The organism is Rhodoferax sp. P2_H8_2, assembly GCF_056403235.1.
In genome coordinates, this window is record NZ_JBFUFW010000011.1 from 100,266 (window position 1) to 126,097 (window position 25,832).

Sequence of the window (25,832 nt, forward strand, 5' to 3'; positions counted from 1 at the left end):
TCAACGACAACGGTTTTATGGATTTTTTGGATACCGCCCTGAATTTACTCACTCTACACGGCAAATGGAAGTGGGTTTGAACCCCAGATCTGCCGCCTTGCCCCTACGTCCACGCGCTGCACGGGCGTTGTTCAGGCTGCGAATCTCCAGCGTCTCGTCGCGCTCCTTGCCGCCGCGGCCTATGCCGTCAATGCGGATGCTGCGCGTATAGGCCGCCGCACCGGCCAGCGTGTCCTTGGCCTCCAGGTCGATCAGCATCAGGCCACGACCGCCCTTTTCCATGGTCTTGAGTTCGCTGATCTCAAAGGTCAGAATGCGGCCACCGGTCGATGCGCAGGCCACATGGGTTGCGGGTGCCACCAACGGCGCAGGCGTGCCCGCCACAGTGACCCTGCCTTGGGCGCCAGAAACCAGCGAGGGACGGCATTGGGTCTCGCCCTCGCCAACACCGACAAACGCCTTGCCCGCCTTCTGGCGCGAAATCATGTTTTCCACTGTGGCCATAAAGCCATAGCCACCGGTGCTGGACAACAACAGCGTGGCATTGGATGGGCCTGCGAAGTAATGCAGTATTTGCGTGCCGCTTTCCAGCTCGATCAAGGTCGTCACCGGCTGGCCATCGCCGCGGCCACCGGGCAGCAGCGACACCGCCACCGAGTAGATGCGCCCGTTGGAGCCAAACACCAGGAGCGTATCGACACTGCGGCACTCAAACGTGCCGTACAGGCCGTCACCTGCCTTGAAGGCAAAGGTGGAGGCTTCATGGCCATGGCCCGTGCGTGCCCGCACCCAGCCTTTTTCACTAATGACCACGGTCACCGGTTCGTCCACCACCTTGACTTCGGCCACGGCCTTTTTCTCGGTCTGGATCAGCGTACGGCGCGCATCGGCAAATACCTTGGCGTCGGCCTCAATCTCTTTCACCATCAGACGGCGCAGCGCGGCGGGACTGCCCAGAATTTCTTCCAGTTTGCCCTGCTCGGTGCGCAGCTCAGACAGTTCCTGCTCGATCTTGATGGCTTCCAGCCGCGCCAATTGGCGCAGGCGAATTTCGAGGATGTCTTCGGCCTGACGATCACTCAGCTTGAAGCGCTCTATCAGCGCCGCCTTGGGCTCGTCTGCCTGGCGGATGATGGCAATCACTTCGTCGATGTTCAACAGAACAAGCTGGCGGCCTTCGAGGATATGAATGCGGTCCAGCACCTTGCCCAGGCGGTGGCGGCTGCGCTTTTCAATCGTGGTCTGGCGAAAGCTGATCCACTCGGTCAGCATCTGGCGCAGCGATTTCTGTGTGGGCCGCCCATCCAGCCCCACCATCGTCAGGTTGATCGGTGAAGAAGTTTCCAGGCTGGTATGGGCCAGCAATGCCGTAATCAATTCCTGCTGCTCAATGCGGCTGGTCTTGGGCTCGAACACCAGACGCACCATTGCGTCCTTGTTCGATTCGTCACGCACAACGTCCAGCACACTCAAAATGCTGGCTTTCAATTGCGTTTGCTCTTGCGACAACGCCTTCTTGCCAGCTTTGACCTTGGGATTGGTCAGCTCTTCGATTTCTTCCAGCACGCGCTGGCTGCTGACGCCGGGCGGCAACTCGGTCACGACCAGTTGCCACTGGCCACGCGCCAGGTCTTCAATCTTCCAGCGGGCACGCACCTTCAGCGAACCGCGGCCGGTACGGTAGGCGTCGGCAATGTCGCTCGCCGGGCTGATGATCTGGCCGCCACCGGGGAAGTCCGGGCCGGGCACCAGCGTGTACAACTCGGCGTCCGCCATCGCTGGCGTCTTGATCAACGCGACGCAGGCGTCGGCAATCTCGCGCAGGTTATGGCTCGGGATTTCTGTCGCCAAGCCTACCGCAATGCCGCTGGCGCCATTCAACAAACTGAAGGGCAGGCGCGCAGGCAACTGGCACGGTTCTTCGGTAGAGCCGTCGTAGTTGGGCTGGAAGTCCACCGTTCCTTGGTCAATTTCGTCCAGCAACAGGCTGGTGATCTTGGCCAGGCGCGCTTCGGTGTAGCGCATCGCCGCGGCGCCGTCGCCGTCGCGCGAACCGAAATTTCCCTGACCGTCCACCAATGGATAGCGCTGCGAAAAGTCCTGCGCCATGCGCACCAGCGCGTCATACGCCGACTGGTCGCCGTGTGGGTGAAAGCGGCCCAACACGTCACCCACCACTCGGGCACTCTTGACCGGCTTGGCACCGGTGTTGCCATTGGCGCCGCCAAAGCCCAGCCCCATGCGCGACATCGAATACAGGATGCGCCGCTGCACGGGCTTCAAGCCATCGCAGACGTCAGGCAGTGCGCGGCCCTTGACCACGCTCAGTGCGTATTCGAGGTAGGCGCGCTGGGCGTAGGTCGCGAGGTTCAGTTCGTCGTCTCCTCCGTCTTCGGGGCGGGACAGGTCAAGAGTGGGTTGGTCCATGGCAGTTCGATTGAAATCAGGTTGGGGTCAGGGTGCGCGCGTCGCGGGTGCGGGCGCAGCGGGAATGTTGGTTACCGACGGCACCATATTGCCGCGCCGTGTCGTTCCGATTTGCGGACCGGGGGATGGGTTGATATTGGTGACAACCCCATTGCCGGAGCTTGCGGCGTTGAGCGGCGTGCGAGCGCCCCGGGAGGATGCCATCGGATTCAGGCTGTAGTACAGCTGCATCACCGTCTTCACGTAGTTCTGCGTCTCGGGGTAATTGGGAATCTTGTTGCCGGCCCGCTGCACCGCGCCTTCACCTGCGTTGTAGGCCGCCAGCGCCAGCTCCAGTTGGCCGGGAAACATGTTCAACAGGTCACGCAAATAGCGCGTGCCCGCCTGCAAATTGGTGTGCGGGTCTTTCAGTTTGGTCTGTATCGACACTTTGCGGTTGCCCATCAGACCGTAGCGGTTCGCAGTATCAGGAATCACCTGCATCAAACCCACCGCGCCTTTGGGCGACACGGCAGACGCATCAAAACCGGACTCGGTGGCGATCAAAGCTTTCAACAACGCGAAATCCACTTTGTGCGTGGTAGCCGCACTGCGCACCAGATGCTCCACCGAGCGGAAGTTGGAGGACGAATCCAGCCAGGCCATGACTTTGTTGGTGGCCGAGCTGTCCAATATCACTGGCACCGCGCGGTTGTCGTCTGACAGCGGATCGGGGTTCATCCCACCACGAAAAAAAACTTCGTACCGCGAATCCAGTTGTGTGGACGCAAAGTGCGCCACGCCGCGCTCATCAACATAGCTCCAGACATCTGCTTTTGCATCAAAAGAGGCTGCAGCGCACAGTAGAAGTGCGTAAGCAGCTACTTTTTTTATAGCAAACTCAAACATCAATCTCAACAGAGTCGCCATGCAACTCCATCAGTTCACGCCGCGCCGCCGCTTCGCCCTTGCCCATCAGCTTGGTGATCAGCGCCTCGGTGGCGCCAAAGTCAATCGCGCCCAATGCAACAGGCAGCAAACGCCGCGTGTCTGGGTTCAGCGTGGTGTCCCACAACTGCTCGGCATTCATCTCGCCCAAGCCTTTGAAACGGCTGATGGACCAAGCACCTTCGCGCACACCTTCCTTGCGCAGCTTGTCGAGGATCGCGGTAAGTTCACCCTCGTCCAGGGCATAGGCCTTGGACGCTGGCTTCTTGCCGCGCGCCGGCGCATCGACACGGAACAGTGGCGGGCGGGCCACATACACATGGCCGGTCTCGATCAGCTTGGGGAAGTGGCGGAAGAACAGCGTGAGCAACAACACTTGAATGTGCGAGCCGTCCACGTCCGCATCACTCAGAATGCATACCTTGCCGTAGCGCAGGCCGGACAGATCGGGCGTGTCATTCGGGCCGTGTGGATCGACGCCAATAGCGACCGAGATGTCATGGATTTCGGTATTGGCAAACAGGCGATCGCGGTCCACCTCCCAGGTGTTCAGCACCTTGCCGCGCAGCGGCAAGATCGCCTGATTCTCCTTATCGCGGCCCATCTTGGCGCTACCACCCGCCGAATCGCCCTCGACCAGAAACACTTCGTTGTAGGCGATGTCTTTGCTTTCGCAATCCGTCAACTTGCCGGGCAACACGGCCACGCCGCTGCTCTTGCGTTTCTCAACTTTTTGCCCGGCTTTCTGCCGGGTCTGTGCAGCCTTGATGGCCAGCTCGGCCAGCTTCTTGCCGTAGTCCACATGCTGGTTCAGCCACAGCTCCAGCGTGGGGCGTACAAAGCTGGAGACCAGGCGCACCGCGTCGCGCGAATTCAGGCGCTCCTTGATCTGGCCTTGGAATTGCGGGTCCAGCACTTTGGCGCTCAGCACATAGCTGGCGCGCGCAAACACGTCTTCTGGCATCAGCTTGACGCCTTTGGGTAGCAGGCTATGCAACTCGATAAAGCTTTTCACCGCCGTGAACAAGCCATCGCGCAGGCCGCTTTCGTGCGTGCCGCCAGCGCTGGTGGGGATCAGGTTCACATAGCTCTCGCGCACCGGGTTGCCTTCTTCGGTGAAAGCCACGCACCAGCTGGCGCCCTCGCCTTCGGCAAAGTTGTCGCTCTGCGCATCCGCAAAGCCTTCGCCGTCAAACAGCGGGATGACAGGGTCGCCGTTCAGCGTCTGCATCAGATAGTCTTTGAGGCCGCCCTTGTAGAGCCAGTTCTGTGTGTCTTTGGTCTTCTCAACCACCAGCGTCACGCTGACGCCCGGCATCAGCACCGCTTTGCTACGCAATAAATGGGTCAGCTCGGCCATGGGCAGCGCCGCTGACTCAAAGTATTTGGCGTCCGGCCAGGCGCGTACCGTGGTGCCCGACTTGCGGTCGCCTTCACCGGCTTTGCGCAATTGCAGCGCTTCGGTGACGTCGCCGCCGGAAAAGACGATATGGGCCACTTGGCCTTCGCGGTAGCTGGTCACCTCCAGCCGTTTGCTCAGGGCATTGGTCACGGACACACCCACGCCATGCAGGCCGCCGGAGAAGCTGTAGGCGCCGCCCTTGCCCTTGTCGAACTTGCCACCTGCGTGCAGACGGGTGTAGACCAGCTCGATCACCGGGGCTTTTTCTTCCGGGTGCATGCCGAACGGAATACCGCGGCCGTCGTCTTCGATGGTGACCGAACCGTCGGTATGCAGGATGACCTTGATCTTCTTACCGAAGCCGGCCAGCGCTTCATCGGCCGCGTTGTCCAACACTTCCTGGATCACGTGCAGCGGGTTGTCGGTCCGGGTATACATGCCCGGACGCTGTTTGACAGGCTCCAGTCCCTTGAGGACGCGGATAGAGCCTTCGGAGTATTCGGAGTTGGGTTTGACGGAGTTGCTTGTTGCCATAGCGCGGGATTGTAGTTCGGCGGATGCTCATTCACTGTACGAAACCACAGTAAGCCAATTCTACTGACGACAAGGGTGTCATCGTCAGCACTGCGCCGCCAACCCGAAATCGCTACATTAGGCGGCATGCATACCAGCCCCAAAACCCTATCCATGACCCAGGTCCTCGTCTGCGGGGCGATGATCGTCACGCTGTCCATGGGCATACGCCATGGCTTTGGGCTGTGGTTGCAGCCGATCACCCAAGACCGGGACTGGACCCGCGAAACCTTTGCCTTTGCAATCGCCATCCAGAACCTGGCCTGGGGCGTCAGTGGCATCTTTGCTGGCATCGTTGCCGACCGTTTTGGCGCATTCCGCGTGATCGTGGGCGGCGCTCTTCTATATGCGTTAGGTCTGATCGGCATGGGTTATGCCAATACCCCATTGCTGTTTGGTCTGTCCACCGGCATCCTCATTGGTATCGCTCAGGCCGGCACCACTTACGCCGTGGTCTACGGCGTCATCGGTCGCAACGTGCCCGAAGCCAAGCGCTCCTGGGCGATGGGCATCACAGCGGCAGCCGGCTCGTTCGGGCAGTTTTTGATGGTGCCTATCGAAGGCTTTGCCATCCGCACCTTTGGCTGGCAAGAAGCGCTGACGCTGCTGGGCTTGGCCGCGCTGATCATGGCGCCACTGGCTTGGGGCCTGCGCGAACCGGGTTTTGCCGGCGGCACTGCGCCGAAACGGGAGCAGACGGTGATGCAGGCCGTAGCAGAAGCCTTCAAGTACCCCAGCTTCCAGTTGCTGATGGCCGGCTACTTTGTGTGCGGCTTCCAGGTCGTCTTCATCGGTGTGCACATGCCCAGCTATTTGAAAGACAAAGGCCTGTCGCCTGAAGTCGCCAGTTACGCGCTGGCGCTGATCGGCCTGTTCAATGTGTTCGGCACCTACACAGCAGGCGTGCTCGGTCAAAAAATGGCCAAGCGAAAGATACTGGCCTTCATCTACTTCGCCCGCTCCGTGGCCATCTCCCTGTTCCTGATCGCCCCGCTGACACCCGCCAGCGTCTACATATTCGCCAGCGTAATGGGTTTCTTGTGGCTCTCTACTGTTCCGGTGACCAACGCGACGGTGGCGCAGATTTTCGGCGTCGCACATTTGTCCATGCTCAGCGGCTTTGTGTTCTTCAGCCACCAGATTGGCTCGTTCCTGGGCGTCTGGCTGGGCGGCGTGCTGTATGACCGCACCGGCAGCTACGACATCGTCTGGTACATCGCGATTGCACTGGGCGTACTGGCTGCGCTGGTGAATTTGCCAATCAAGGAGCGGGCCATTGCCCGCCCGACGCTGGCCGGTGCCCACTGACACCATGAACCACAGCAAGCACTGGCTTTGGTATCTGGTAGCAGGGCTGGCCCTGGCCGCTGCCGCCAGTCTTTATATGCAGCCCGATTTTCTGGTGCAAATCTCCAACCAGATCTGGGCCTGTTTCTAAGGTGGATTGCCAGACTTCGCCTCCCTCGCCATGGATTGCCCGTTGGTCGCACTTGGTGCCGCCGGGCGCCAGTGTGCTCGATGTGGCCTGCGGATCAGGTCGGCACATGGCGTGGTTCCATGGCCGTGGTCACCCCGTCACTGGCGTGGACCGCGACCTGACCTCAGCCAACGCAGCGCGGTGCCCGGGCACACTGGTTGCCGCAGACATTGAAGCCAATCCCTGGCCTTTGCTCACTGCATCGCATCCAACCCAGTTCGGCGCTGTTGTAGTCACCAATTATTTGTGGCGCGCGCTGCTGCCCACCATCCTTGAAAGCGTGGCGCCGGGTGGCGTTTTGCTGTACGAAACCTTCGCTATGGGCAACGAAACGGTAGGCCGCCCCAGTCGCGCAGACTTCCTGTTGCAACCAGGCGAGCTGCTGGAACTTTGCCGCGGTTGGCACATCGTGGCCTATGAGAATGGCACACTGGAGGCGCCCGCGCGTTTTGTGCAGCGCATCGCGGCCGTCAAGCCTTTACCGGGCAGTGACACAGACCTGGCCCGAAAGCGCTATCCACTCTAGTTAAAATGCCCGTTTCCTGAAACATTTGCCTTCATGACTTCCTCTACCGGCCCGATCCGCGGCAGCATCGTTGCACTCATCACTCCCATGCTGGAAAGCGGCGGGGTGGACTACCCCGCATTGCGCAAGCTGATTGACTGGCACATAGACCAGGGCACCGACTGCATTGGCGTGGTCGGTACCACCGGCGAGTCGCCCACCGTCACGGTAGAAGAGCATTGCGAGATCATCCGCGTCTCGGTCGAGCAAGCCGCAGGCCGCAAACCCGTGATGGCCGGTTGCGGCGCCAACTCCACGCGCGAAGCGATTGAACTGGCCCAGTTTGCCAAGAAGGTTGGCGCGGACTGCCAGTTGCAGGTCGTTCCCTATTACAACAAGCCCACACAAGAAGGCCAGTACCAGCACTTCAAGGCGATTGCCGAAGCCACTGGCGATCTGCCCGTCATTTTGTACAACGTGCCCGGCCGCTCGGTTGCCGATATGGCGCACGAAACGGTTTTGCGTCTGGCGCAGGTGCCTGGCATCGTGGGCATCAAGGAAGCCACCGGCAACATCGAACGCGCGCAATGGCTGATCAAGGAAGTTCCAAAAAGCTTCTCCATCTACTCCGGTGACGATCCGACCGCAGTCGCACTGATGCTGTGCGGCGGCCATGGCAATGTCAGCGTCACGGCCAATATTGCACCTAAACTGATGCACGAACTTTGTATGGCGGCCATGGCCGGCGACATTGCCAAGGCGATGGACATCCAGATGCGCCTGTTGCCTCTGCACAAAACGCTTTTTGTTGAATCCAACCCCATTCCCGTGAAGTGGGCAGCATCCCGCATGGGCCTGTGTGGTGAGGCGTTGCGCCTGCCACTGACTCCGTTGACACCGGCCAACCAGCAGACCTTGGAGCGCGTTATGCAATCCACTGGCCTGATTTGAAGTTTTTCTCCCTTTAAGGATATTTGTGAACCATTCCCCCAAATTGGCACTTCTGGGCATTGCCCTGTCATTGGCAGCATGCTCCTCCCTGGATGGCGAGAAGATTGATTACCGCAGTAACGCAAAAGCCAAGGCGCCGTCCCTGGATATACCGCCTGATCTGACCCAATTGTCCAGAGACACCCGCTATACCGTGGTGGGTGGGGCCGTGTCTGCCTCCGGCTTTCAGGGCAACCAGCCCGTAGCCGACAAGGCGCCTGTTGCCGCCACGACGTTGGGCGATGTGCGCATCGAGCGCCAGGGCAACCAGCGCTGGCTGGTGGTGGCCCGTCCGGCCGACAAGCTGTGGGAGCCTATCAAAGACTTCTGGACCGACAACGGTTTCACCCTGACCCAAGACCAAAACACCTTGGGCATCATGGAAACCGACTGGGCCGAAAACCGTGCCAAGATTCCACAGGATTTCATCCGCACCGCGCTGGGCAAAATTCTCGACGGTCTGTACTCCACCAGTGAGCGCGACAAGTTCCGCACCCGCCTGGAGCGCGACGCCAATGGCAACACCGAAATCTACATCAGCCACCGCGGCATGATCGAGGTTTACACCTCTGAGTCCAAGGACAACACCCGTTGGCAGCCCCGCGCCACGGACCCCGAACTCGAGGCCGAATTCCTGCGCCGCCTGATGGTCCGACTGGGATCCACCAAGGAGCAGGCTGCGACATTGGTGGCCGCTTCCAGCGCCGCACCCGTGAAGTCAAGCTCCAGCGTATCCACTGTGAATGGTCAGCAAGTCGTGCTGATCGAAGAAGGCTTTGATCGCGCTTGGCGCCGTGTCGGCCTGGCGTTGGATCGCACAGGCTTCACCGTCGAAGACCGCGACCGCAAACAGGGCATTTACTTCGTGCGCTACGCGTCGGACAAGGATGGCAACGAGCCAGGCTTCTTTGCCAAGCTGTTCTCCAGCGAGAAGGCGATTGACGCGCTGAAGTACCAGATCACAGTCAAGAGCCAGGGCGAGCTGACCACTGTGGCCATCCAGGACGCCAAGGGTGCACCTGACAACTCCGCAAATGCACAGCGCATCATCAAAGTGATCGCTGACGACTTGAAGTGAACTTTGGGGTCAGACCACTCGCGCCTCTTGGGGCCGAGTTTTGGGGTCAGACCACTCACGCAGTGATGTGCTCTGACCCCAACTGATCAGATCCCCAACTTGGGGACGAAAAAAAACCACCCGAAGGTGGTTTTTTTTCGCTTGGGCAGATTACTGCTTAGCTGGCTCGGAAGCAGCGGCTGCGGGAGCAGCAGTTGCAGCTGCAGGAGCAGATGCGTCAGCAGCAGGAGCAGCAGCAGGTGCTGGAGCGGCAGCAGCAGGAGCGGCAACAGGAGCAGCTTCTTCTTTTTTACCGCAAGCGGCCAGAGCAGCAGCAGCGATAACAGCTGCCAAAACGATAGATTTGTTCATTTTTAAAGACAATTAAGTGAGTTGACGAAACAATTTCCGGAAATTGCTCAGGCAGCAAGCCGCCGAAGCCCTGGTAAAAAGCGTTCGATCTCCTCCTACCAGAGCCCTAAATTATATAACAGCGACTAAATGCCCCAAAAGTGGGCGCAGCCCAACTTTACAAACCCAAACGGGTCGCGGGAAAGCCTGGCGTGCTCTGTTTGCGAAACTCTTCCAGCTCCTCCTGCAGGCCCACACGCGTCTGGGCTTCATAACTGGATACCCCGCGGCAGCGCACCAAATCGAGCCGGTGCATAAACCAGTGCGGCCCCCACAACACGCTGGGGAATTCAGTACCTGCACGCGGGCGGCAGACGCGGCACTCCACGATATGGTCCCAACGGATGCGCCAATCCACAAAACGCGCGTGGTGCCGCTCTATCGCGTCAAAATTCTGCGCCAGCAGCACCAGCTTGCGACCGGTGCCAGCCCATGCGTGCAAGTCTTCTACGACAGCCTTCTCGCGCAAGGGCCAGTCTTCAAAATTGGTATCGCACCAAGTCATCTGCTTCCATCCCTCGCGCGCCGCGCAAGCGATGGCGCTGCGTACCAGCGCAGTGAATTCCGCCGGGCCGGAGAAAGGGCCTGTCGCCAACAGTTGAGGGTCTTCAGGATTCGTCATGCAACCACCCCGCTTCCATCCATTCTTGAACCAGGTCTTTGGCCGGGCCGCTGAGCGAACCCACCGCCTTCGCATCCAGCATACGCGCATCCGCCAACTGCCGCATCAGCTTGGCATCCCGCCCTGACGCGCGAAAGCCTTCGCCATTGATGAAGATATGGTGTTCGTCGTACAGCATGCGGGTACGGCGGTCCAACCGGATGGCGCCTTGCAGTTGCGCATCCTCCTGGTCTTCAAACCAGACATTGGCTTTGGGCTCGCTCAGGTGCTCGCCAAGCGCGCGTGCGACTGCCAGCGGATCTTTCAATGCCTGCTCCAGAGCCGCTCGGGCAAAAGCTTCCAGCGCTCGTGGAATCTCAGCGCTTTGTTCCACCGCCAACTGCGTCGGGTCGCGGTACAAAACCCCTGCGCCCTCTTCTGTGCATCCTTCAGCCAGGCGCTGCAATACCTCTTGCGCGACCTCTGCTGCACCCTGCGCGCGAAAGCCAATGGAATAGGTCATGCACTCGCCCTCGGCGATGCCATCGTGCGCGTAGCGCGGCGGCAGATACAACATGTCACCGGCTTCCAGCACAAACTCTTCTTCAGGCTCAAAGTTCGCCAGGATTTTCAGCGGCACGCCCTGCTGCAATGTCAGGTCTTTTTGTTTGCCGATACGCCAGCGGCGGCGACCACGCGCTTGCAGCAAGAACACGTCGTAACTGTCGAAGTGCGGCCCCACGCCACCGCCATCGCTCGCATAGCTGACCATCAGGTCGTCCAGCCGCGCATCCGGTACAAAGCGGAACTGATTCAACAACGCATGCATTGCATCGTCATGCAAATCCATGCCCTGCACCAGCAGCGTCCAGCCCGCTTGCTTCAGCGGCGGCAGGGACTTGCGCTCAAACGGCCCGTGGCGCATCTGCCAGCCTGGGCCGGACTTAACCGCCTTGTGCACCACCAAGCGGGATTCCACATCTTCACTGGCAGCCATCTCAAACAACTCGGACCGGTCCAGCAAAGGCTGAAAGCCGGGAATCGCCTGCCGGATCACCAATGGCTTTTTTTGCCAGTGGCGGCGCATGAAAGTGGCAGGCGACAGGCCGCCGAGCAGGGGAAGAGTTTGTTGAACGTTCATGGGACAATTCTCGCCTATGGAAATTACACCGCAATGCGTCGTTGCCCTTACCTGGACGCTGAAAGACACTTTGGGCGAAGTATTGGACGTTCTGGACGATCCAGTCGAATTTTTGCTGGGCGGCCACGACCTGCTGCCCCCGATTGAAGCTGCGCTGCAAGGACACTCTGCAGGCGCCACGCTGGATTTACAGATCGAACCCGAACAGGCCTTTGGCGATTTCAATGACCAGTTGCTGTTTCTGGAGCCGCGCGAACTGTTCCCTGTGGATTTGCAGGAAGGACTGACCTTTGAAGGCTCTGCCCTGCCTGAAGGCTGCAACCCGGATGCACCGCGCGACACGCTGTACACCGTGACTGACATTTACCCCGAGCATGTGGTGCTGGACGGCAACCACCCGCTGGCGGGTATTGCGATTCGTATCAGCTTGAAAGTGGAAAGTGTTCGTGAGGCAACCGACGAAGAGATTGGTCGTGGGTCTGCCGGTACTGGCTTCTTTCGTATTCAACCTTTGCACGAGCAAGGTCCGGGTAACGATCACTTGCACTGACTAACGGTCAGACTCGGAAGCTCCCCTTCTGGATCATGCGTGTCGGATACTCCCCTCCGCGAATGTCCTCCGGCCTTCGGCCTCCCCCTTGATTTCGCTGCGGGGAGCACCCAACCCACCTGATCTGAGACGGTGTTGGCGTGTCAACTACCAGGACTTCACTTTCGGCTACTGTGTCTCAAGCTGATGGTGCGGGGTTGGCCCCATTGGGAAATCAAGGAGGAGGCCGAAGGCCGGGGGACATTCCCTTTGGGGCTTACCCCGCACTATCAGCGGGCGAGGACCAATCCCGAATGAGCGTCACTGCTTCCCAGTAGACCCATAACCACCCTCACCGCGCTCTGAGGCAGCAGCAAACTCCGACACGATATTGAACTGCGCCTGCACCACCGGAACGATCACCAATTGCGCAATGCGTTCCATCGGCTGAATGGTGAAGGCCACATCACTGCGATTCCAGGCGCTGACCATTAATTGGCCTTGGTAATCACTGTCGATCAAACCCACCAGATTGCCCAACACGATGCCGTGCTTATGACCCAGCCCCGAACGCGGCAGGATCAGTGCGGCATAAGCGGGATCGTTTAGATGGATGGCCATGCCTGTCGGCACCAGTTGCCAGGCATTGGGCTCAAGTGTCAGCGGTGCGTCCAGACAAGCGCGCAAATCCAGACCAGCGCTACCAGGCGTGGCGTAGCTGGGCAGGTTGTCGATGAGGCGGGGGTCTACAACTTTGACGTCGATTTTCATTTTGAGGAAGAAACAGATAAGCGGGATGCAATCTCGGCGACCAGCAAACGGGCCAGCGTGAGTTTGTTGTTACGGGGGATTTCTTTGGAACCTTTGGCGTCGACCAGCAGCAAGGCATTGTCGTCCTGACCAAAAGTAGCCGGGCCGATGTTACCGACCAGCAGCGGCACGCCTTTGCGTTCACGCTTGGCAGTGGCATGGGCCAGTAGGTCATGGCTCTCGGCGGCAAAACCTACGCAATACAGCGCGCCACTTTGTGCGCGCGGCGACTTTGCAATGGTGGCCAGGATGTCTGTGTTTTCGACAAACCCCAGCGTCGGCGGCTGGCCGGAGCCGTCTTTTTTGATTTTCTGGTCCGCGGCCTGCGCCGGACGCCAGTCGGCCACCGCTGCGCTTGCTATGAATATGCTAGCTGCTTGCGCACGTTCTACGGCGGCTTCGAGCATATTTGATGCAGATTTCACATCGATGCGGGTAACACCACGCGGCGTAGGCAAACTGACGGGGCCAGCGACCAAAGTGACGTTTGCGCCGGCTTCGTGCGCCGCCCGCGCAATCGCAAACCCCATTTTCCCGCTGGACAAATTGGTGATGCCACGCACCGGGTCAATCGCCTCGAAGGTAGGTCCTGCGGTCACCAACACGCTCTTGCCCGCCAACACTTTGGGCTGAAAAAAAGCGACGACGTCCTGCAGCAATTCGTTGGGCTCCAACATGCGTCCATCGCCGGTTTCGCCACAGGCCTGAAAGCCAGAGCCCACGCCCAATAGATAGGCGCCGTCAGATTGCAATTGTTCGAGATTGCGCTGCGTCGCAGGGTGTGCCCACATCTCGCGGTTCATCGCCGGGGCAACCAGCAAAGGCACCGTAGCGATGGGACGGGCCAGGCACATCAGGCTCAGCAAGTCGTCCGCACGGCCATGTAATAGCTTGGCCATAAAGTCCGCGCTGCAAGGTGCAATCAAAATCGCATCGGCCTCGCGGCTCAGATTGATATGCGCCATGTTGTTCTCGGGGCGCGCATCCCACTGCGAATCAAACACGGCTCGGTTGCTCAAGGCTTGCATCGTGACCGGCGTGATGAACTGGGCCGCAGCCTCGGTCATCACCACCTGCACCGTGGCGCCCTCTTTAATCAGCGCGCGACACAGCTCCGCCGCCTTGTAACAGGCGATACCGCCAGTGAGGCCGAGGACTATGTGTTTACCGGCTAGATCGTTCATCGGCAGCAATGTAGCAGAGGCGGGGCGTTGAAGTCCGTCGTCCACGAAGCTCCTGTGCTCGCAGGTCTATGTGCCGTGTCCCCGGTGGCCTCATCAGTCCGCTGCGCGTCCAGCAAATCGGCTACCGGGGACACGGCACACAGCCCCGAGTGTGAGCGGTAGTTCTGTATGAAGGCCTTCAGTGCCTACATAACTTCAACTCGCCGGGGTTGGGTATGCCCTAGAGCCGATTTGCTGGCCGCGCAGCGGGCTGATGAGGCCCTGGGGCATACCCAACCCCGGCAGGCGCAAATGTCTACACGTGGAGGTTAGTCCGCCTGACTACGACACGTATAATCTCGCTTTACCACCTCCCTGAGCGCAATGCTCCCCCTGACATGACCAAATTTGTCTTCGTCACCGGCGGTGTGGTGTCCTCCCTTGGCAAGGGAATCGCCTCAGCCTCCTTAGCTGCGATTCTGGAATCGCGGGGCCTGACAGTCACTCTCATCAAGCTGGATCCCTACCTCAACGTCGACCCGGGCACCATGTCGCCCCTGCAGCACGGCGAGGTATTTGTTACCGACGACGGCGCAGAAACAGATCTGGATTTAGGGCACTACGAGCGTTTCATCGAAACGCGGATGCGCAAGTCCAACAACTTCACCACCGGCCAGATTTACAAAAGCGTGCTCGACAAAGAGCGCCGTGGCGATTACCTCGGCAAGACCGTACAGGTCATCCCCCATGTCACCAACGAAATCCAGGAATTCGTCAAACGCGGTGCGCGCTACGGCGAACCTGATGCGGTCGACGTGGCGATTGTGGAAATTGGCGGCACCGTGGGTGACATTGAATCCCTGCCCTTCCTGGAAGCCGTGCGCCAGATGAGCCTGAAGATGGGTCCCAACAACAGCGCCTTTGTGCACCTCAGCTATGTGCCCTGGATTGCTGCTGCTGGCGAGTTGAAAACCAAACCGACCCAGCACACCGCCAAGCAATTGCGCGAAATCGGTATTCAGGCCGACGCCCTGCTGTGCCGTGCTGACCGCCCCATTCCCGCTGAAGAGCGCCAGAAGATTTCGCTGTTCTCCAACGTGCCTGAGTGGGGTGTCATCTCCATGTGGGATGTGGACACGATCTACAAGGTGCCGCGCATGTTGCACGAGCAAGGTCTGGATGGCCTGATCTGCGACAAGCTGCGCCTGAACACACCGCCCGCCAACCTGAAGCGTTGGGACGATCTGGTCTACGAGACCGAGCACCCACAGGGCGAAGTCAATATCGCGATGGTCGGCAAATATGTCGATCTGTCCGACAGCTACAAGTCGCTCAACGAAGCCCTGCGCCATGCCGGCATGAAAAACCATGTGAAGGTGAAGATCGAGTACATCGACTCCGAAACCATCACTGCGGACAGCGTGATCCGGCTGGCCAAGTTTGATGCGGTGTTGGTACCCGGTGGCTTCGGCAAACGCGGTATTGAAGGCAAGATTTGTGCGGCCCGTTTTGCCCGCGAGAACAAGGTGCCCTATTTGGGCATCTGTCTGGGCATGCAGGTTGCCACCATTGAATTCGCGCGCCATGTGGCGGGACTGAAGAACGCCAACAGCACCGAGTTCGAACCGGATAGCCCGAACCCGGTGATTGCGCTGATCACGGAGTGGAAAGACTCTGACGGCACCATCAAGACCCGCAACAAGGATTCCGACCTGGGCGGCACCATGCGCTTGGGCGCACAAAGCTCTGACGTGGCCAAGAACACACTGGCCCACAAGATCTACGGCGATGTAGTGACCGAGCGCCACCGCCACCGCTACGAAGCCAACGTGAACTACCTGGACCAATTGCGTACCGCCGGTCTGGTGATTTCTGCACTGACACAGCGCGAGCAATTGACCGAGATGGTCGAATTGCCACAAAGCGTGCACCCCTGGTTTGTCGGTGTGCAGTTCCACCCGGAATTCAAGTCCACGCCCTGGGACGGTCACCCGCTGTTCAATGCATTTGTGAAATCTGCACTGGACCACCAGGCGGCGGGAACCAGTTTGAAAGTAGCTGCCTGATGAAGCTCTGCGGATTTGACGTCGGCCTGGAACATCGCTTCTTTCTGATCGCAGGCACCTGCTCCATCGAAGGATTGGAAATGTCCATCGACGTGGCGGGCCAGCTCAAGGAAGCCTGCACCGCCCTGGGTATCCCCCTGATCTACAAAGGCTCCTTCGACAAGGCCAACCGGTCTTCCGGCGCGACCAAGCGCGGTGTCGGTATGGAAAAGGGACTGCACATCCTGAGCGAAGTGCGCCGTCAGTTGGGACTGCCCGTACTGACGGATGTGCACGAAGCATCCCAGGTTGCCGAAGTGGCCAGCGTGGTTGATGTGCTGCAGACGCCCGCCTTTCTTTGTCGCCAGACCGACTTCATCCGCGCAGTCGCCCAAAGCGGCAAGCCGGTGAATATCAAGAAGGGCCAGTTTCTCGCGCCATGGGACATGAAGAACGTCATCGACAAAGCACGCGCCGCCGCCGAAGAGGTGGGGCTCTCGCCCGACAGTTTTCTGGCCTGCGAGCGCGGCGTGAGCTTTGGCTACAACAACCTTGTAGCCGATATGACCAGCCTGGCAGAAATGCGCAAGTCTGGCGCGCCTGTGGTCTTCGATGTGACCCATTCGGTGCAGAAGCCCGGCGGCCAGGGTGCCACCAGTGGCGGTGCGCGCGAGATGGTGCCCGTGTTGGCCCGCGCCGGTGCTGCCGTTGGCGTGGCGGGCTTCTTCATGGAAACCCACCCCCGCCCAGCCGAGGCATGGTCAGACGGACCCAATGCCGTGCCGCTTAAACACATGAAAGCGCTGCTGGAGACCCTGGTGGCACTGGATTCCGTAACCAAAAAAACACCATTCCTGGAAGCCGACTTCAACTGAACGGCCCCATCATCGGACCAACCCTTTTATTGACTTGAACCGAAAGTAGCTAATGAGTGCAATTGTTGATATCGTCGGCCGCGAAATTCTGGATTCCCGCGGCAACCCCACCGTCGAATGCGACGTTCTGCTGGAGTCCGGCACCATGGGCCGCGCCGCGGTGCCTAGCGGCGCCTCCACCGGCTCGCGCGAAGCGATCGAGCTGCGCGATGGCGACAAGAAGCGCTACTTGGGCAAGGGCGTGCTCAAAGCCGTCGAACACATCAACACCGAAATCTCCGAAGCCGTGCTGGGCCTGGACGCTTCCGAACAAGCCTTCCTGGACAAGACGCTGATCGACCTGGACGGCACTGACAACAAGTCCCGACTGGGCGCCAACGCAATGCTGGCGGTCTCCATGGCCGTGGCACGCGCTGCTGCCGAAGAGTCCGGCCTGCCGCTGTACCGCTACTTTGGCGGCATGTCGGCGGTGCAAATGCCCGTGCCGATGATGAACGTCATCAACGGCGGCGAGCACGCCAACAACAACCTTGATCTGCAAGAGCTGATGATCATCCCCGTGGGCGCACCGAACTTCCGTGAAGCGCTGCGCTGGGGCGCCGAAGTGTTCCACGCGCTGAAGAAAATCCTGCACGACAAGGGCATCAGCACCGCGGTGGGCGACGAAGGCGGCTTTGCCCCTAACGTAGCGAACCACGAAGCAGCCATCCAGATGATTCTGGAGGCCATCACCAAAGCAGGCTACGAACCCGGCACGCAAATCGCGCTGGGCCTGGACTGCGCGGCCTCCGAGTTCTACAAGGACGGCAAGTACCACCTCGAGGGCGAAGGCCTGACCCTGTCCAGCCAGGAATGGACAGACATCATGGCGACCTGGGTCGACAAGTACCCCATCATCAGCATCGAAGACGGCATGGCCGAAGGCGACTGGGATGGCTGGAAGATCCTGACCGACCGTTTGGGCAAGAAAGTACAAATCGTCGGAGACGACCTGTTTGTCACCAACACCAAGATTCTGAAAGAAGGCATCGACAAAGGCATTGCCAATTCGATCCTGATCAAGATCAACCAGATCGGCACACTGACCGAAACTTTCGCTGCGATCGAAATGGCCAAGCGCGCGGGCTACACCGCCGTGATCAGCCACCGCTCCGGCGAAACCGAAGACAACACGATCTCCGACATCGCAGTCGGTACCAACGCCGGTCAGATCAAGACGGGATCGCTCTCGCGCTCGGACCGCATGGCCAAATACAACCAGTTGCTGCGCATAGAAGAAGACCTGGGTGATGTGGCTGTGTACCCCGGACGCGCTGCGTTCTACAACCTGCGTTAAAACACGGGCATGAGCCGCCGCCTCGTCCCCTTTCTGCTACTGAGCCTGCTGGTGATCCTGCACGCGCAGTTGTGGTTTGGGCGGGGCAGCGTGCCCAATGTGGCCAAGCTGTCGGCGCAATTGGACGACCAGTTAAAACGCAATGCACAGGCCGCGGTTGCCAATGACCGGCTGTCTGCAGAAATCCGCGACTTGCGTGAAGGCCTGGAAATCGTTGAAGAAAAAGCCCGCTCAGAGCTGGGCATGGTCAAGGCCAACGAAATCTACGTGCAGGTGGCACGGTAGTTTTCGGCTCCCTTTCGCGCACGTTGACGCTGCGGCGCGAAACCCCAAAGCGAATGTCCTCCGCCCTTCGGGCTCCCCCTTGATTTCGCAATGGGGCCCACCCCACACCATCAACTGACATGACAGGGATTACTGCGGCTTGGTACTGCCTTGCACAATGTTGCCGGGCGCTGCAAACAACTGTGCCGCATCGATAGGGTCAAACCGGTACTGCACGCCGCAGAATTCGCAGGCCACTTCAATGTTCTCACGCTCTGTCAGGATGCTCTCGGCCTCCTCGCGTCCCAAGCCAAAAATCATCTTGCCAACCCGTTCGCGGCTGCAATTGCAGGCAAAGCGGGGCGCGGTGTCGCCAATCAACGGTTCGAAGCGTGTGACCTGCTCTTCCCAGAACAGGCGACGCAAAATCGTGTCCACATCCAGTGTCAACAACTCCTCGCGCTTCAGGCTGGAGGCCAGCGTGGCGATTCGGTTGTAGTGCTCGTTGAGGCCGATCTGGTCTTCGTTCTCCTTGCTGACCATGCTGCCGGCCAGATTGCCACTGCCTTCCATGGGCAAGCGCTGGATTAGCAAGCCCGCAGCAATGTTCTCATCAGCGGCCAACACCAGCGTTGTATCGAGCTGCTCACTCTGCAGCATGTAGTGCTCCAGCACGGCGCTGAGTTTGTTGATCGGCTTGCCGTTGTCATCAAACAATGGGACGACGCCTTGGTAAGGCTGTTGCCCGGGAAATTTCGTTTTGGGATCCAAGGTGATGGCACAGCGTCCCTCATTGCTGACGTTGATCATCTGCGCCAAGGAGGCATCGGTAGCGACTTCGCCCGCTACCGTGGCAGTCGCCCGCAACGCCAGATCCGGCTGCACTTCCACGACGGCCAATTTGACTGGTCCGTCACCAAAGATTTGCAGGATTAGCGAGCCATCAAACTTGATGTTCGACTGCATCAGGGCCGCTGCTGCCGTCATTTCACCCAACATGGCAGCCACAGGAGGCGCATAGGCGCCCGTGGTCGTGTTGGACGCCCGGCGCTTCAGGATTTCGCGCCAGGTGTCGGTCAGGCGCACGACCATGCCGCGCACGGGCAGGCCGTCAAACAAAAATTTATGAAGTTCAGACATATTTTTAATTAGTTGAGGACAGAGCAAATTTCACTGCGTGTAACTATTGGTCTATCCCACAAAGTTTCAGGCAATCTTGTGCAAACCGGTCTTGAAGCGGCGCGCATTTTCTATGTAATGCAGGGCGCTCATTTGCAGGCCCTGCTGTTGTGCTTCGGTCAGTTCGCGTACGACCTTGGCCGGGCTGCCTATGATCATTGAACCGTCCGGGAATTCCTTGCCCTCGGTGACCAGCGAACCCGCGCCAACGATGCAGCCCTTGCCGATCTTTGCGCCGTTCAGCACCACAGCGCCAATACCAATCAACGAGCCGTCGCCAATCGTGCAGCCGTGCAACATCACTTTGTGGCCCACCGTCACGTTCTCGCCCACTGTCGTTGGTTTGCCATGGTCGGCGTGCATGACCGTGCCGTCCTGGATATTGCTGCCCTTGCCGACCTTGATGACCTCGGTGTCACCGCGAATCACCACACCGAACCAGACGCTGCTGTCCTCGGCCAGCTCCACATTGCCCATCACCTGCGCGCTGTCCGCAACCCAGGCGCTGTCGTGGATGCGGGGGGAGATGTTGTCGAGTTCGTAAATGGCCATGGCTGCAGATTGTTTGGGGCAAAGCCAAGATTGTAGAGATGGTGCCCGCCCATGGCACGCCGGGGCTTTGATCTAGCTCTGAAATATGCATGAAAATTGCCTCCAGAGCGCGCAGGGATTGCGTAAGCAGCTACTGTTTTTATAGCAACCCACAATCCCTACAATGTCGGGTATGCCAAGCCTGCGCGCCATCGTAGTTTCCCCGCTGCTCCAAAAAGATGCCCCCACCAAGGCAGCCGACACGCTGGCGCTGGACGTCTCCATCGCCGTTGGTGCCGACGCGCACATCCCTGAAGCTCCGGGCATTCCGGGGCGTCCCGCAAAGCCACTGCTGGTGCATGCGAAGTCCATCCAGTTGCTATCGCTGCGCACGGCTGAGGGTCGGGCCGCGCTGATCCACTCCATTGCGCATATCGAGTTCAATGCCATCGATCTGGCGTTGGATATCGTCTGGCGTTTTCCCGGCATGCCCGACGATTTCTACCAGGACTGGGTCACTATCGCGCAGGAAGAGGCCAAACACTTCACGCTCTTGCGCAACCACCTTCTCCAGCTGGGTTTTGACTACGGCGACTTCGACGCCCACAACACGCTGTGGGATATGGCGGAGCGCACCAAGGGAGATCTCCTCGCCCGAATCGCGCTGGTGCCGCGCACGCTGGAGGCGCGTGGGCTGGACGCTTCCCCGGCCGTCAAGAAAAAACTGGTTGGCGCAGGGGACCACGAGGCGGGCAAGATACTGGACATCATTCTGCACGACGAGATTGGCCATGTGGCCGCGGGCAACCGCTGGTACCGCTATCTGTGCGCGCAACGCGGGCTGGATCCGATCGCCACCTATGCCGATCTGGCGAAACGGTACGACGCGCCCAAACTCAAGGCGCCTTTCAATCTGCCGGCGCGGCGACTGGCGGGGTTTGAAGAAGCCGAGTTACTCGCTTTGCAAGATCCGGGGATGCTCTGAGTCTTCCCCGGATCACGCTATCCCCGCGGATGGTGCTGCGAGTGCAGCGCGGCCAGGCGCTCTCGCGCAACGTGCGTGTAAATCGTTGTGGTTGAAATGTCCGCGTGACCCAACAACATCTGCACCGCGCGCAGATCCGCGCCGTGGTTCAAAAGGTGTGTGGCGAATGCGTGGCGCAAGGTATGGGGTGACAGCGGTGAATGGATGCCTGCGGCCTTGGCGTATTTTTTCACCACCATCCAGAACATCACCCGCGACATGGCGCCACCCGCCTTGGTGCCGCGCGCAGTGACAAACAGGTCATCGGTCTGTTTGCCCGACAGCAACGCGGTGCGTGCAGCGCCCATGTACTGGCGCAACCAGTCACCCGCAATCTGACCAAAAGGTACCAGGCGCTCCTTGCTGCCTTTACCCATGATGCGCAACACATGGTCGTTCATGCTGACGTGCAGCGTTTTGAGTGTCACCAGTTCGCTGACGCGCAGGCCGCTGGCGTACATCAGCTCCAGCATCGTTCTATCCCGCACACCCAGCTCGGTACCCGTGTCGGGCGCCGCAAGCAGCGCCTCCACCTGGGCCTCACTCAAGGTCTTGGGCACGCGCATTGGCTGCTTGGCCGACTGCAACTTGAGCGTGGGGTCGGTTTGCATCAACCCCTCACGCAGACACCAGCGGAAGTAGCGCTTGAATACGGTCAGGCGGCGGTTCGCGGTGGTGGCCTTGGTCTTTGCATGCTGGAACGCAAAATACCCCTGCAGGTCCTGCTCGCGCGTGTCCTTGAGGGTTCGCCCGGTGCTGGCAAGCCAGGCACCGTACAGGCTAAGGTCCCGTCTATAGGCCGCCAACGTATTGCGGGACAGCCCTTCTTCCAGCCACAGCGCATCGATGAACCCATCGATGTCCGTCAGGTTTGCTGTGGCGCCAACCGTCATTCCAGCCGCAAACCAGCGGTGTCCACCACTTTCTTGTAGACCTCGTACTCCGCTTTGATCTGGGCAGCAAACTGCTCGGGCGTATTGCCAATGATGATGGACCCCGTCTCTTCAATCCGCTTCTTGACCGCAGGGTCTTCCAGCGCCTTGCGGACTGCGGCATTGATCTTGTCCACGATCTCGCGAGGCAGGCCCTTGGGGCCGTAGATGCCATAGAACGCCATGCGGTTCACCGGCTCCAGGCCCACTTCCTTGAAGGTGGGCACGTTGGGCAACTGCGCCAGGCGCTGCGGCGCTGCGATAACAATGGGCACCAGGCGGCCACCTTGAATGAAGGGCAAAGCCGAAGGCAGATTGTCAAAAATGATAGGCACTTGTCCGGCTACCGTGTCATTCAGCGCCGGGCCTGCGCCGCGGTAAGGAATGTGGGTGATAAAGGTCGTGGTCTGGCTCTTGTAGAGCTCGGTCTGCAAATGGCCGATGCCACCGGTGCCTGACGTTGCGTAAGAGTATTTGCCGGGCGACTTCTTCAGCTCCGCAATAAAGCCTTTGTAGTCTTTGGCCGGAAAGCTGGGGTGCACCGCAATCACGTTGGGCGTAGCAGCCACGTTGATGATGGGTGTGAAATCCGTCAGCGGGTTGTACGGGTTCTTGGGGTTGATGGCCGGATTGGCCGCCACGGTGGACACCGTCGCCACACCCAGGGAATAACCATCGGCCATGGCCTTGGCCGTCTCGTTCGCGCCCACGACGCCGCCGCCGCCAGGCTTGTTCTCTACGATAACGCTCTGGCCCAAGGCCTTGCCCATGGGCTCGGCAATCGTGCGGGCAATGATGTCGGTGGTTCCACCCGGTGCGAACGGCACCTGCAGCTTGATCACTTTATTGGGGTAAGCCTGCGCGGCGGCAAAGCCGCATGCGGACAAAAGACTCAGGGACACAAGGCTGCGACGGATCATGTAGATATTCTCCTCAAGTAACGAATGCCAACGGGACAAGCCCACATGGTACGCGCCAAAGCAGCTTTCGCAATGCTGGTTTTGCCTGAGACGGGTCGTTGGGGCTGTCGGCTGGTATTCTCACCAGCGTGAATTACGCCCAGCTCCTGTTCCCGGATTTCTCGCTCATTCTGTGTGGATATCTGATTTGCCGCTTTACCGCACTGAACCGCGCTGTGTGGGAGCAGGTCGAATCGCTGGTCTACTTCCTGCTGTTTCCGGTATTGCTGTTCCACAGCATCATCAAAAGCCCGCTGGACCTGGGCGCCGCGTCTCGCTTGATGGGTGCGGGCTGGACACTGGGCTTTGTCGGCATTGCGCTGGCCTACGCCCTACCGTACTCGCCATGGCTTCGCAGCCACATCAACGCACGCGACCACGCTTCCAGCGCCCAAGTGGCGTTTCGCTTCAACTCCTTCATCGGCCTGGCGCTAGCCGAGCGCATTGCCGGACCACAAGGCGTGCAGCAGATCGCGGTGCTGATTGGTGTCTGTGTGCCGCTGTTCAATGTAGCGGCTGTCTGGCCAATGGCGCGTCATTCGGAACGTCACCTAGGACGCGAGTTGATGCGCAACCCGTTGATCATTGCCACGGCCACAGGACTGATCGCCAACCTGGCCGGGTTCACCCTGCCTACCTGGCTGGAGCCCACTATCTCGCGCATGGGCGCAGCGTCTCTTGCACTAGGCCTGATGGCCGCTGGCGCCGGCATGCAACTGGGCGCGTTGTACCGGGCCAAGACATTGGCAGTCTCGGTGCTCACCATTCGCCATCTGATTCTGCCCATCGTCGCAGTCGGTGTCGCGCATCTGTTTGGACTGGGGGGATTGCAAACCACGGTGCTGCTGGCCTTCTCCGCGCTGCCCACTGCATCGAGCTGTTATGTACTCGCGGCGCGCATGGGCTATGACGGTGCCTATGTCGCCGGGCTGGTCACTCTGTCTACCGTGTTGGGCGTACTGAGTTTGACATTGGCGCTGGGCGTGCTGGCGCAATAGCGATCGGGAGACAGCGATGAAGAAATTTTGGCTCTGGTTCAAATGGGTGCTTGCCGCGCTGTTGCTGCTATTGGTCACGGGCGTCGCAGCAGTCACATGGATGCTGACACACCCACCCGCACTGAAACCATTCGATAGCCTGCGCTGGCCGGATACGGCCGCGCCCTCTTCCACGTTGAAGGTCAGCTTTCTCGGCGTTGCCACCGTGCTGCTGGACGACGGCGAAACTGCGCTGATGACCGATGGATTTTTCTCGCGCCCGGACCGCATGAGCAGCCTGGCAGGGACGGTGCAACCAGACCTTGAAGGCATCACCCGTGGCATGCAACGCGCAGGGATCGGTCAGCACACTGGCAAGCTCGCCGCCATCATCCCGGTGCACTCGCACTACGACCACGCAATGGACGCCCCCGAAGTCGCCAAACGCACCGGCGCGCTGTTGCTAGGCTCCTCGTCCACCGCCATGATCGGCCGCGGCTGGGGACTGGCCGAGTCGCAAATCCGCGTGGCGGAAATGAACAAGCCCTACACCTTCGGCAAGTTCACCGTCACGCTCTACCCCAGCATCCACGCGCCCACTGGCTTCACCGGCGGCGAAGTTACCGCGCCTTTGGTGCCACCACAGCGCGCCTTTGCCTACAAGGAAGGGCAAAGCTACGCCGTTCTGGTGGAGCACGAAGGCAAACGCCTGTTGATCACCGGCACTGCGGGCTTCGTGCCGGGCGCGCTCAAAGGCGTCAAAGCAGATGTCGTGATGATGGGCATTGGCACACTGGGCAACCAGACCGAAGCGTATCGCGACACGCTGTGGAATGAAGTGATTGCAACGACACAGCCCAAACGCATCATCCCCATCCATTGGGACGATTTCTGGATTTCATCCAATGGCCCCATGCAAGCCTTGCCACCGCCGCTGGACCATGTGGATGTGAGTCTGAATTACTTGCAGCGTCGCGCGCAGGAAGCCAAGATGGATTTGCGGATGCCGGCAGAGTGGAAGGCGATGAACGTGTTTGCGGGATTGGAGACTGGCCGGTGACACCGTAAGTACGTCTGGCGCGTTCCGACCAGCTGCAGTTATTCAAAGTCTGCTTTGGGCGGCGGATTCAACCGGTCGATTGCTTCTGCGGGCCGGGAGTGGCCCTACAAGATTGTCCAATTTTTGCAGGTCAATTTCTCCACCAAATCTGCAATATTGAGCCAACATTACAGTGCCCCTTGAGAGGGCGATCGAACTTCCTGTGGCTCAGCCACTTCCAGGGTGACCGTGGATGCCGTCAGTATACGCACTGTGTATTTGAATGAGCTAAGGCATGCAGCTGTTCGTCTTGCAATTTGCAGCAAATGCGCTCACACTAAATCCGTTGGAAAAAAAGATAAAGTTAAGGATGACAAGTTCAATCTTTAAATTCTTCGTGGTGACAATCATTAGTACTGTCGCCCGTACGGCGATTTGTGCGCCCGAAGAGACATCGCCGCGTCTACTGACGTTGCCATATCCACCATTCACAATTGAAACGGGGGCAAATGCACCCGGAGCCATTGGCGAGATTTTGCTGAATATGTCCAAGCGCATGGGTATCCCAAACGCTAAGGTTGAGTTTTTTCCTTGGGCGAGAAGCCAGATGATTGCAAAGAGTCAACCTCATGCTGTCATCTTCCCAATGGATAGATCC

Annotated in this window: 26 protein-coding genes; 14 read left to right on the plus strand and 12 right to left on the minus strand. The window is 59.5% G+C overall.

Annotation, left to right across the window (positions count from 1 at the left end; genetic code table 11):
• Positions 1-48 precede the first annotated feature (48 nt).
• The 3 genes from parC to AC1DV6_RS16885 are packed head-to-tail and all read right to left on the minus strand — an operon-like array spanning position 49 to position 5,290.
• Complete coding sequence (parC, locus tag AC1DV6_RS16875) at positions 49-2,427, minus strand: DNA topoisomerase IV subunit A (RefSeq protein ID WP_477979467.1); 2,379 nt, start codon at positions 2,425-2,427, stop codon at positions 49-51.
• 27 nt (positions 2,428-2,454) lie between these two features.
• Entirely contained in the window at positions 2,455-3,336 is an 882-nt protein-coding gene (locus AC1DV6_RS16880; RefSeq protein ID WP_477979469.1) for a lytic transglycosylase domain-containing protein, read from the minus strand.
• Entirely contained in the window at positions 3,308-5,290 is a 1,983-nt protein-coding gene (locus tag AC1DV6_RS16885; RefSeq protein WP_477979471.1) for a DNA topoisomerase IV subunit B, read from the minus strand. Before AC1DV6_RS16885 ends, AC1DV6_RS16880 begins: the two co-directional genes overlap by 29 nt.
• Positions 5,291-5,416: 126 nt before the next feature.
• Here AC1DV6_RS16885 and AC1DV6_RS16890 point away from each other — a divergent pair, with 126 nt between their 5' ends.
• From AC1DV6_RS16890 to bamC, 5 genes are read left to right on the plus strand one after another with little or no spacing between them, the layout of a single operon-like run.
• Positions 5,417-6,637 (plus strand): MFS transporter, encoded by a 1,221-nt coding sequence (locus AC1DV6_RS16890; protein ID WP_477979473.1) that lies wholly within the window; start codon positions 5,417-5,419, stop codon positions 6,635-6,637.
• A 4-nt stretch (positions 6,638-6,641) separates the two neighbouring features.
• Complete coding sequence (locus tag AC1DV6_RS16895) at positions 6,642-6,767, plus strand: hypothetical protein (RefSeq protein WP_477979475.1); 126 nt, start codon at positions 6,642-6,644, stop codon at positions 6,765-6,767.
• A gap of 1 nt (position 6,768) precedes the next feature.
• The gene (locus AC1DV6_RS16900) at positions 6,769-7,332 is read left to right on the plus strand and encodes a class I SAM-dependent methyltransferase (RefSeq protein ID WP_477979477.1); all 564 of its coding nucleotides are present in this window, start codon (positions 6,769-6,771) and stop codon (positions 7,330-7,332) included.
• Positions 7,333-7,365: 33 nt separating this feature from the next.
• Entirely contained in the window at positions 7,366-8,262 is an 897-nt protein-coding gene (dapA, locus tag AC1DV6_RS16905) for a 4-hydroxy-tetrahydrodipicolinate synthase (RefSeq protein WP_477979479.1), read from the plus strand.
• A 25-nt stretch (positions 8,263-8,287) separates the two neighbouring features.
• Complete coding sequence (gene bamC, locus AC1DV6_RS16910) at positions 8,288-9,379, plus strand: outer membrane protein assembly factor BamC (RefSeq protein WP_477979481.1); 1,092 nt, start codon at positions 8,288-8,290, stop codon at positions 9,377-9,379.
• 150 nt (positions 9,380-9,529) lie between these two features.
• Here bamC and AC1DV6_RS16915 read toward each other — a convergent pair whose 3' ends face one another.
• From AC1DV6_RS16915 to AC1DV6_RS16925, 3 genes are all read right to left on the minus strand, one after another.
• Positions 9,530-9,730, minus strand: coding sequence for a hypothetical protein (locus AC1DV6_RS16915; RefSeq protein ID WP_477979483.1), 201 nt, complete (start codon positions 9,728-9,730; stop codon positions 9,530-9,532).
• Between the two features lie 157 nt (positions 9,731-9,887).
• A complete protein-coding gene (locus AC1DV6_RS16920; protein WP_477979485.1) occupies positions 9,888-10,391 on the minus strand; it encodes a hypothetical protein in 504 nt (167 codons plus the stop codon).
• The gene (locus AC1DV6_RS16925) at positions 10,378-11,511 is read right to left on the minus strand and encodes a JmjC domain-containing protein (protein WP_477979487.1); all 1,134 of its coding nucleotides are present in this window, start codon (positions 11,509-11,511) and stop codon (positions 10,378-10,380) included. Before AC1DV6_RS16925 ends, AC1DV6_RS16920 begins: the two co-directional genes overlap by 14 nt.
• 16 nt (positions 11,512-11,527) lie before the next feature.
• Between AC1DV6_RS16925 and AC1DV6_RS16930 the strand changes: the two genes are divergently transcribed.
• Positions 11,528-12,061, plus strand: coding sequence for an FKBP-type peptidyl-prolyl cis-trans isomerase (locus AC1DV6_RS16930; protein WP_477979489.1), 534 nt, complete (start codon positions 11,528-11,530; stop codon positions 12,059-12,061).
• A gap of 300 nt (positions 12,062-12,361) precedes the next feature.
• Here AC1DV6_RS16930 and dut read toward each other — a convergent pair whose 3' ends face one another.
• Together dut and coaBC are read right to left on the minus strand one after the other, a co-directional pair.
• Positions 12,362-12,811, minus strand: a complete 450-nt coding sequence (gene dut, locus AC1DV6_RS16935; RefSeq protein ID WP_477979491.1) for a dUTP diphosphatase — start codon at positions 12,809-12,811, stop codon at positions 12,362-12,364.
• The gene (coaBC, locus tag AC1DV6_RS16940) at positions 12,808-14,034 is read right to left on the minus strand and encodes a bifunctional phosphopantothenoylcysteine decarboxylase/phosphopantothenate--cysteine ligase CoaBC (RefSeq protein ID WP_477979517.1); all 1,227 of its coding nucleotides are present in this window, start codon (positions 14,032-14,034) and stop codon (positions 12,808-12,810) included. The genes dut and coaBC overlap by 4 nt, the downstream gene beginning before the upstream one ends.
• A gap of 377 nt (positions 14,035-14,411) precedes the next feature.
• Here coaBC and AC1DV6_RS16945 point away from each other — a divergent pair, with 377 nt between their 5' ends.
• The 4 genes from AC1DV6_RS16945 to AC1DV6_RS16960 are packed head-to-tail and all read left to right on the plus strand — an operon-like array spanning position 14,412 to position 18,554.
• The gene (locus AC1DV6_RS16945; RefSeq protein ID WP_477979493.1) at positions 14,412-16,079 is read left to right on the plus strand and encodes a CTP synthase; all 1,668 of its coding nucleotides are present in this window, start codon (positions 14,412-14,414) and stop codon (positions 16,077-16,079) included.
• Positions 16,079-16,933, plus strand: a complete 855-nt coding sequence (gene kdsA, locus AC1DV6_RS16950) for a 3-deoxy-8-phosphooctulonate synthase (RefSeq protein ID WP_477979495.1) — start codon at positions 16,079-16,081, stop codon at positions 16,931-16,933. The genes AC1DV6_RS16945 and kdsA overlap by 1 nt, the downstream gene beginning before the upstream one ends.
• 52 nt (positions 16,934-16,985) lie before the next feature.
• Positions 16,986-18,269 (plus strand): phosphopyruvate hydratase, encoded by a 1,284-nt coding sequence (eno, locus tag AC1DV6_RS16955; protein WP_477979497.1) that lies wholly within the window; start codon positions 16,986-16,988, stop codon positions 18,267-18,269.
• A 9-nt stretch (positions 18,270-18,278) separates the two neighbouring features.
• Positions 18,279-18,554 carry a septum formation initiator family protein gene (locus tag AC1DV6_RS16960; RefSeq protein WP_477979499.1) on the plus strand — a complete coding sequence of 92 codons (276 nt, stop codon included), beginning with the start codon at positions 18,279-18,281 and terminating at the stop codon, positions 18,552-18,554.
• Between the two features lie 129 nt (positions 18,555-18,683).
• Here AC1DV6_RS16960 and hslO read toward each other — a convergent pair whose 3' ends face one another.
• Together hslO and AC1DV6_RS16970 are read right to left on the minus strand one after the other, a co-directional pair.
• A complete protein-coding gene (gene hslO / locus AC1DV6_RS16965) occupies positions 18,684-19,673 on the minus strand; it encodes an Hsp33 family molecular chaperone HslO (protein ID WP_477979501.1) in 990 nt (329 codons plus the stop codon).
• A 66-nt stretch (positions 19,674-19,739) separates the two neighbouring features.
• A complete protein-coding gene (locus tag AC1DV6_RS16970) occupies positions 19,740-20,264 on the minus strand; it encodes a gamma carbonic anhydrase family protein (protein WP_477979503.1) in 525 nt (174 codons plus the stop codon).
• A gap of 172 nt (positions 20,265-20,436) precedes the next feature.
• On the opposite strand from AC1DV6_RS16970, the gene AC1DV6_RS16975 reads away from it, so the two are divergent.
• A complete protein-coding gene (locus AC1DV6_RS16975) occupies positions 20,437-21,228 on the plus strand; it encodes a ferritin-like domain-containing protein (RefSeq protein ID WP_477979505.1) in 792 nt (263 codons plus the stop codon).
• A 17-nt stretch (positions 21,229-21,245) separates the two neighbouring features.
• Here AC1DV6_RS16975 and xerD read toward each other — a convergent pair whose 3' ends face one another.
• Both xerD and AC1DV6_RS16985 read right to left on the minus strand, forming a co-directional pair.
• The gene (xerD, locus tag AC1DV6_RS16980) at positions 21,246-22,160 is read right to left on the minus strand and encodes a site-specific tyrosine recombinase XerD (RefSeq protein ID WP_477979507.1); all 915 of its coding nucleotides are present in this window, start codon (positions 22,158-22,160) and stop codon (positions 21,246-21,248) included.
• Positions 22,157-23,119: a tripartite tricarboxylate transporter substrate binding protein BugE gene (locus tag AC1DV6_RS16985; protein WP_477979509.1), complete on the minus strand. Its 963-nt coding sequence runs from the start codon at positions 23,117-23,119 to the stop codon at positions 22,157-22,159. The genes xerD and AC1DV6_RS16985 overlap by 4 nt, the downstream gene beginning before the upstream one ends.
• A 128-nt stretch (positions 23,120-23,247) precedes the next feature.
• Between AC1DV6_RS16985 and AC1DV6_RS16990 the strand changes: the two genes are divergently transcribed.
• From AC1DV6_RS16990 to AC1DV6_RS17000, 3 genes are all read left to right on the plus strand, one after another.
• Complete coding sequence (locus AC1DV6_RS16990) at positions 23,248-24,156, plus strand: AEC family transporter (RefSeq protein WP_477979511.1); 909 nt, start codon at positions 23,248-23,250, stop codon at positions 24,154-24,156.
• A gap of 16 nt (positions 24,157-24,172) precedes the next feature.
• Entirely contained in the window at positions 24,173-25,195 is a 1,023-nt protein-coding gene (locus AC1DV6_RS16995; RefSeq protein ID WP_477979513.1) for an MBL fold metallo-hydrolase, read from the plus strand.
• Positions 25,196-25,469: 274 nt separating this feature from the next.
• Positions 25,470-25,832: hypothetical protein (locus tag AC1DV6_RS17000; RefSeq protein ID WP_477979515.1), on the plus strand; the 363-nt coding region annotated here is incomplete at its 3' end.

Excerpts from the sequence above, each read along its gene's own strand:
- AC1DV6_RS16960 (WP_477979499.1), top strand. The coding sequence starts at position 18,279 with ATGAGCCGCCGCCTCGTCCCCTTTCTGCTACTGAGCCTGCTGGTGATC.
- AC1DV6_RS16975 (WP_477979505.1), top strand. The coding sequence starts at position 20,437 with ATGCCAAGCCTGCGCGCCATCGTAGTTTCCCCGCTGCTCCAAAAAGAT.
- AC1DV6_RS16985 (WP_477979509.1), bottom strand. The coding sequence starts at position 23,119 with ATGATCCGTCGCAGCCTTGTGTCCCTGAGTCTTTTGTCCGCATGCGGC.
- coaBC (WP_477979517.1), bottom strand. The coding sequence starts at position 14,034 with ATGAACGATCTAGCCGGTAAACACATAGTCCTCGGCCTCACTGGCGGT.
- xerD (WP_477979507.1), bottom strand. The coding sequence starts at position 22,160 with ATGACGGTTGGCGCCACAGCAAACCTGACGGACATCGATGGGTTCATC.
- AC1DV6_RS16890 (WP_477979473.1), top strand. The coding sequence starts at position 5,417 with ATGCATACCAGCCCCAAAACCCTATCCATGACCCAGGTCCTCGTCTGC.
- AC1DV6_RS16880 (WP_477979469.1), bottom strand. The coding sequence starts at position 3,336 with ATGGCGACTCTGTTGAGATTGATGTTTGAGTTTGCTATAAAAAAAGTA.
- parC (WP_477979467.1), bottom strand. The coding sequence starts at position 2,427 with ATGGACCAACCCACTCTTGACCTGTCCCGCCCCGAAGACGGAGGAGAC.
- kdsA (WP_477979495.1), top strand. The coding sequence starts at position 16,079 with ATGAAGCTCTGCGGATTTGACGTCGGCCTGGAACATCGCTTCTTTCTG.
- AC1DV6_RS16945 (WP_477979493.1), top strand. The coding sequence starts at position 14,412 with ATGACCAAATTTGTCTTCGTCACCGGCGGTGTGGTGTCCTCCCTTGGC.
- AC1DV6_RS16895 (WP_477979475.1), top strand. The coding sequence starts at position 6,642 with ATGAACCACAGCAAGCACTGGCTTTGGTATCTGGTAGCAGGGCTGGCC.
- AC1DV6_RS16915 (WP_477979483.1), bottom strand. The coding sequence starts at position 9,730 with ATGAACAAATCTATCGTTTTGGCAGCTGTTATCGCTGCTGCTGCTCTG.
- dut (WP_477979491.1), bottom strand. The coding sequence starts at position 12,811 with ATGAAAATCGACGTCAAAGTTGTAGACCCCCGCCTCATCGACAACCTG.
- AC1DV6_RS16930 (WP_477979489.1), top strand. The coding sequence starts at position 11,528 with ATGGAAATTACACCGCAATGCGTCGTTGCCCTTACCTGGACGCTGAAA.
- eno (WP_477979497.1), top strand. The coding sequence starts at position 16,986 with ATGAGTGCAATTGTTGATATCGTCGGCCGCGAAATTCTGGATTCCCGC.
- AC1DV6_RS16970 (WP_477979503.1), bottom strand. The coding sequence starts at position 20,264 with ATGGCCATTTACGAACTCGACAACATCTCCCCCCGCATCCACGACAGC.
- dapA (WP_477979479.1), top strand. The coding sequence starts at position 7,366 with ATGACTTCCTCTACCGGCCCGATCCGCGGCAGCATCGTTGCACTCATC.
- AC1DV6_RS16885 (WP_477979471.1), bottom strand. The coding sequence starts at position 5,290 with ATGGCAACAAGCAACTCCGTCAAACCCAACTCCGAATACTCCGAAGGC.
- AC1DV6_RS16925 (WP_477979487.1), bottom strand. The coding sequence starts at position 11,511 with ATGAACGTTCAACAAACTCTTCCCCTGCTCGGCGGCCTGTCGCCTGCC.
- AC1DV6_RS16995 (WP_477979513.1), top strand. The coding sequence starts at position 24,173 with ATGAAGAAATTTTGGCTCTGGTTCAAATGGGTGCTTGCCGCGCTGTTG.
- hslO (WP_477979501.1), bottom strand. The coding sequence starts at position 19,673 with ATGTCTGAACTTCATAAATTTTTGTTTGACGGCCTGCCCGTGCGCGGC.
- AC1DV6_RS16920 (WP_477979485.1), bottom strand. The coding sequence starts at position 10,391 with ATGACGAATCCTGAAGACCCTCAACTGTTGGCGACAGGCCCTTTCTCC.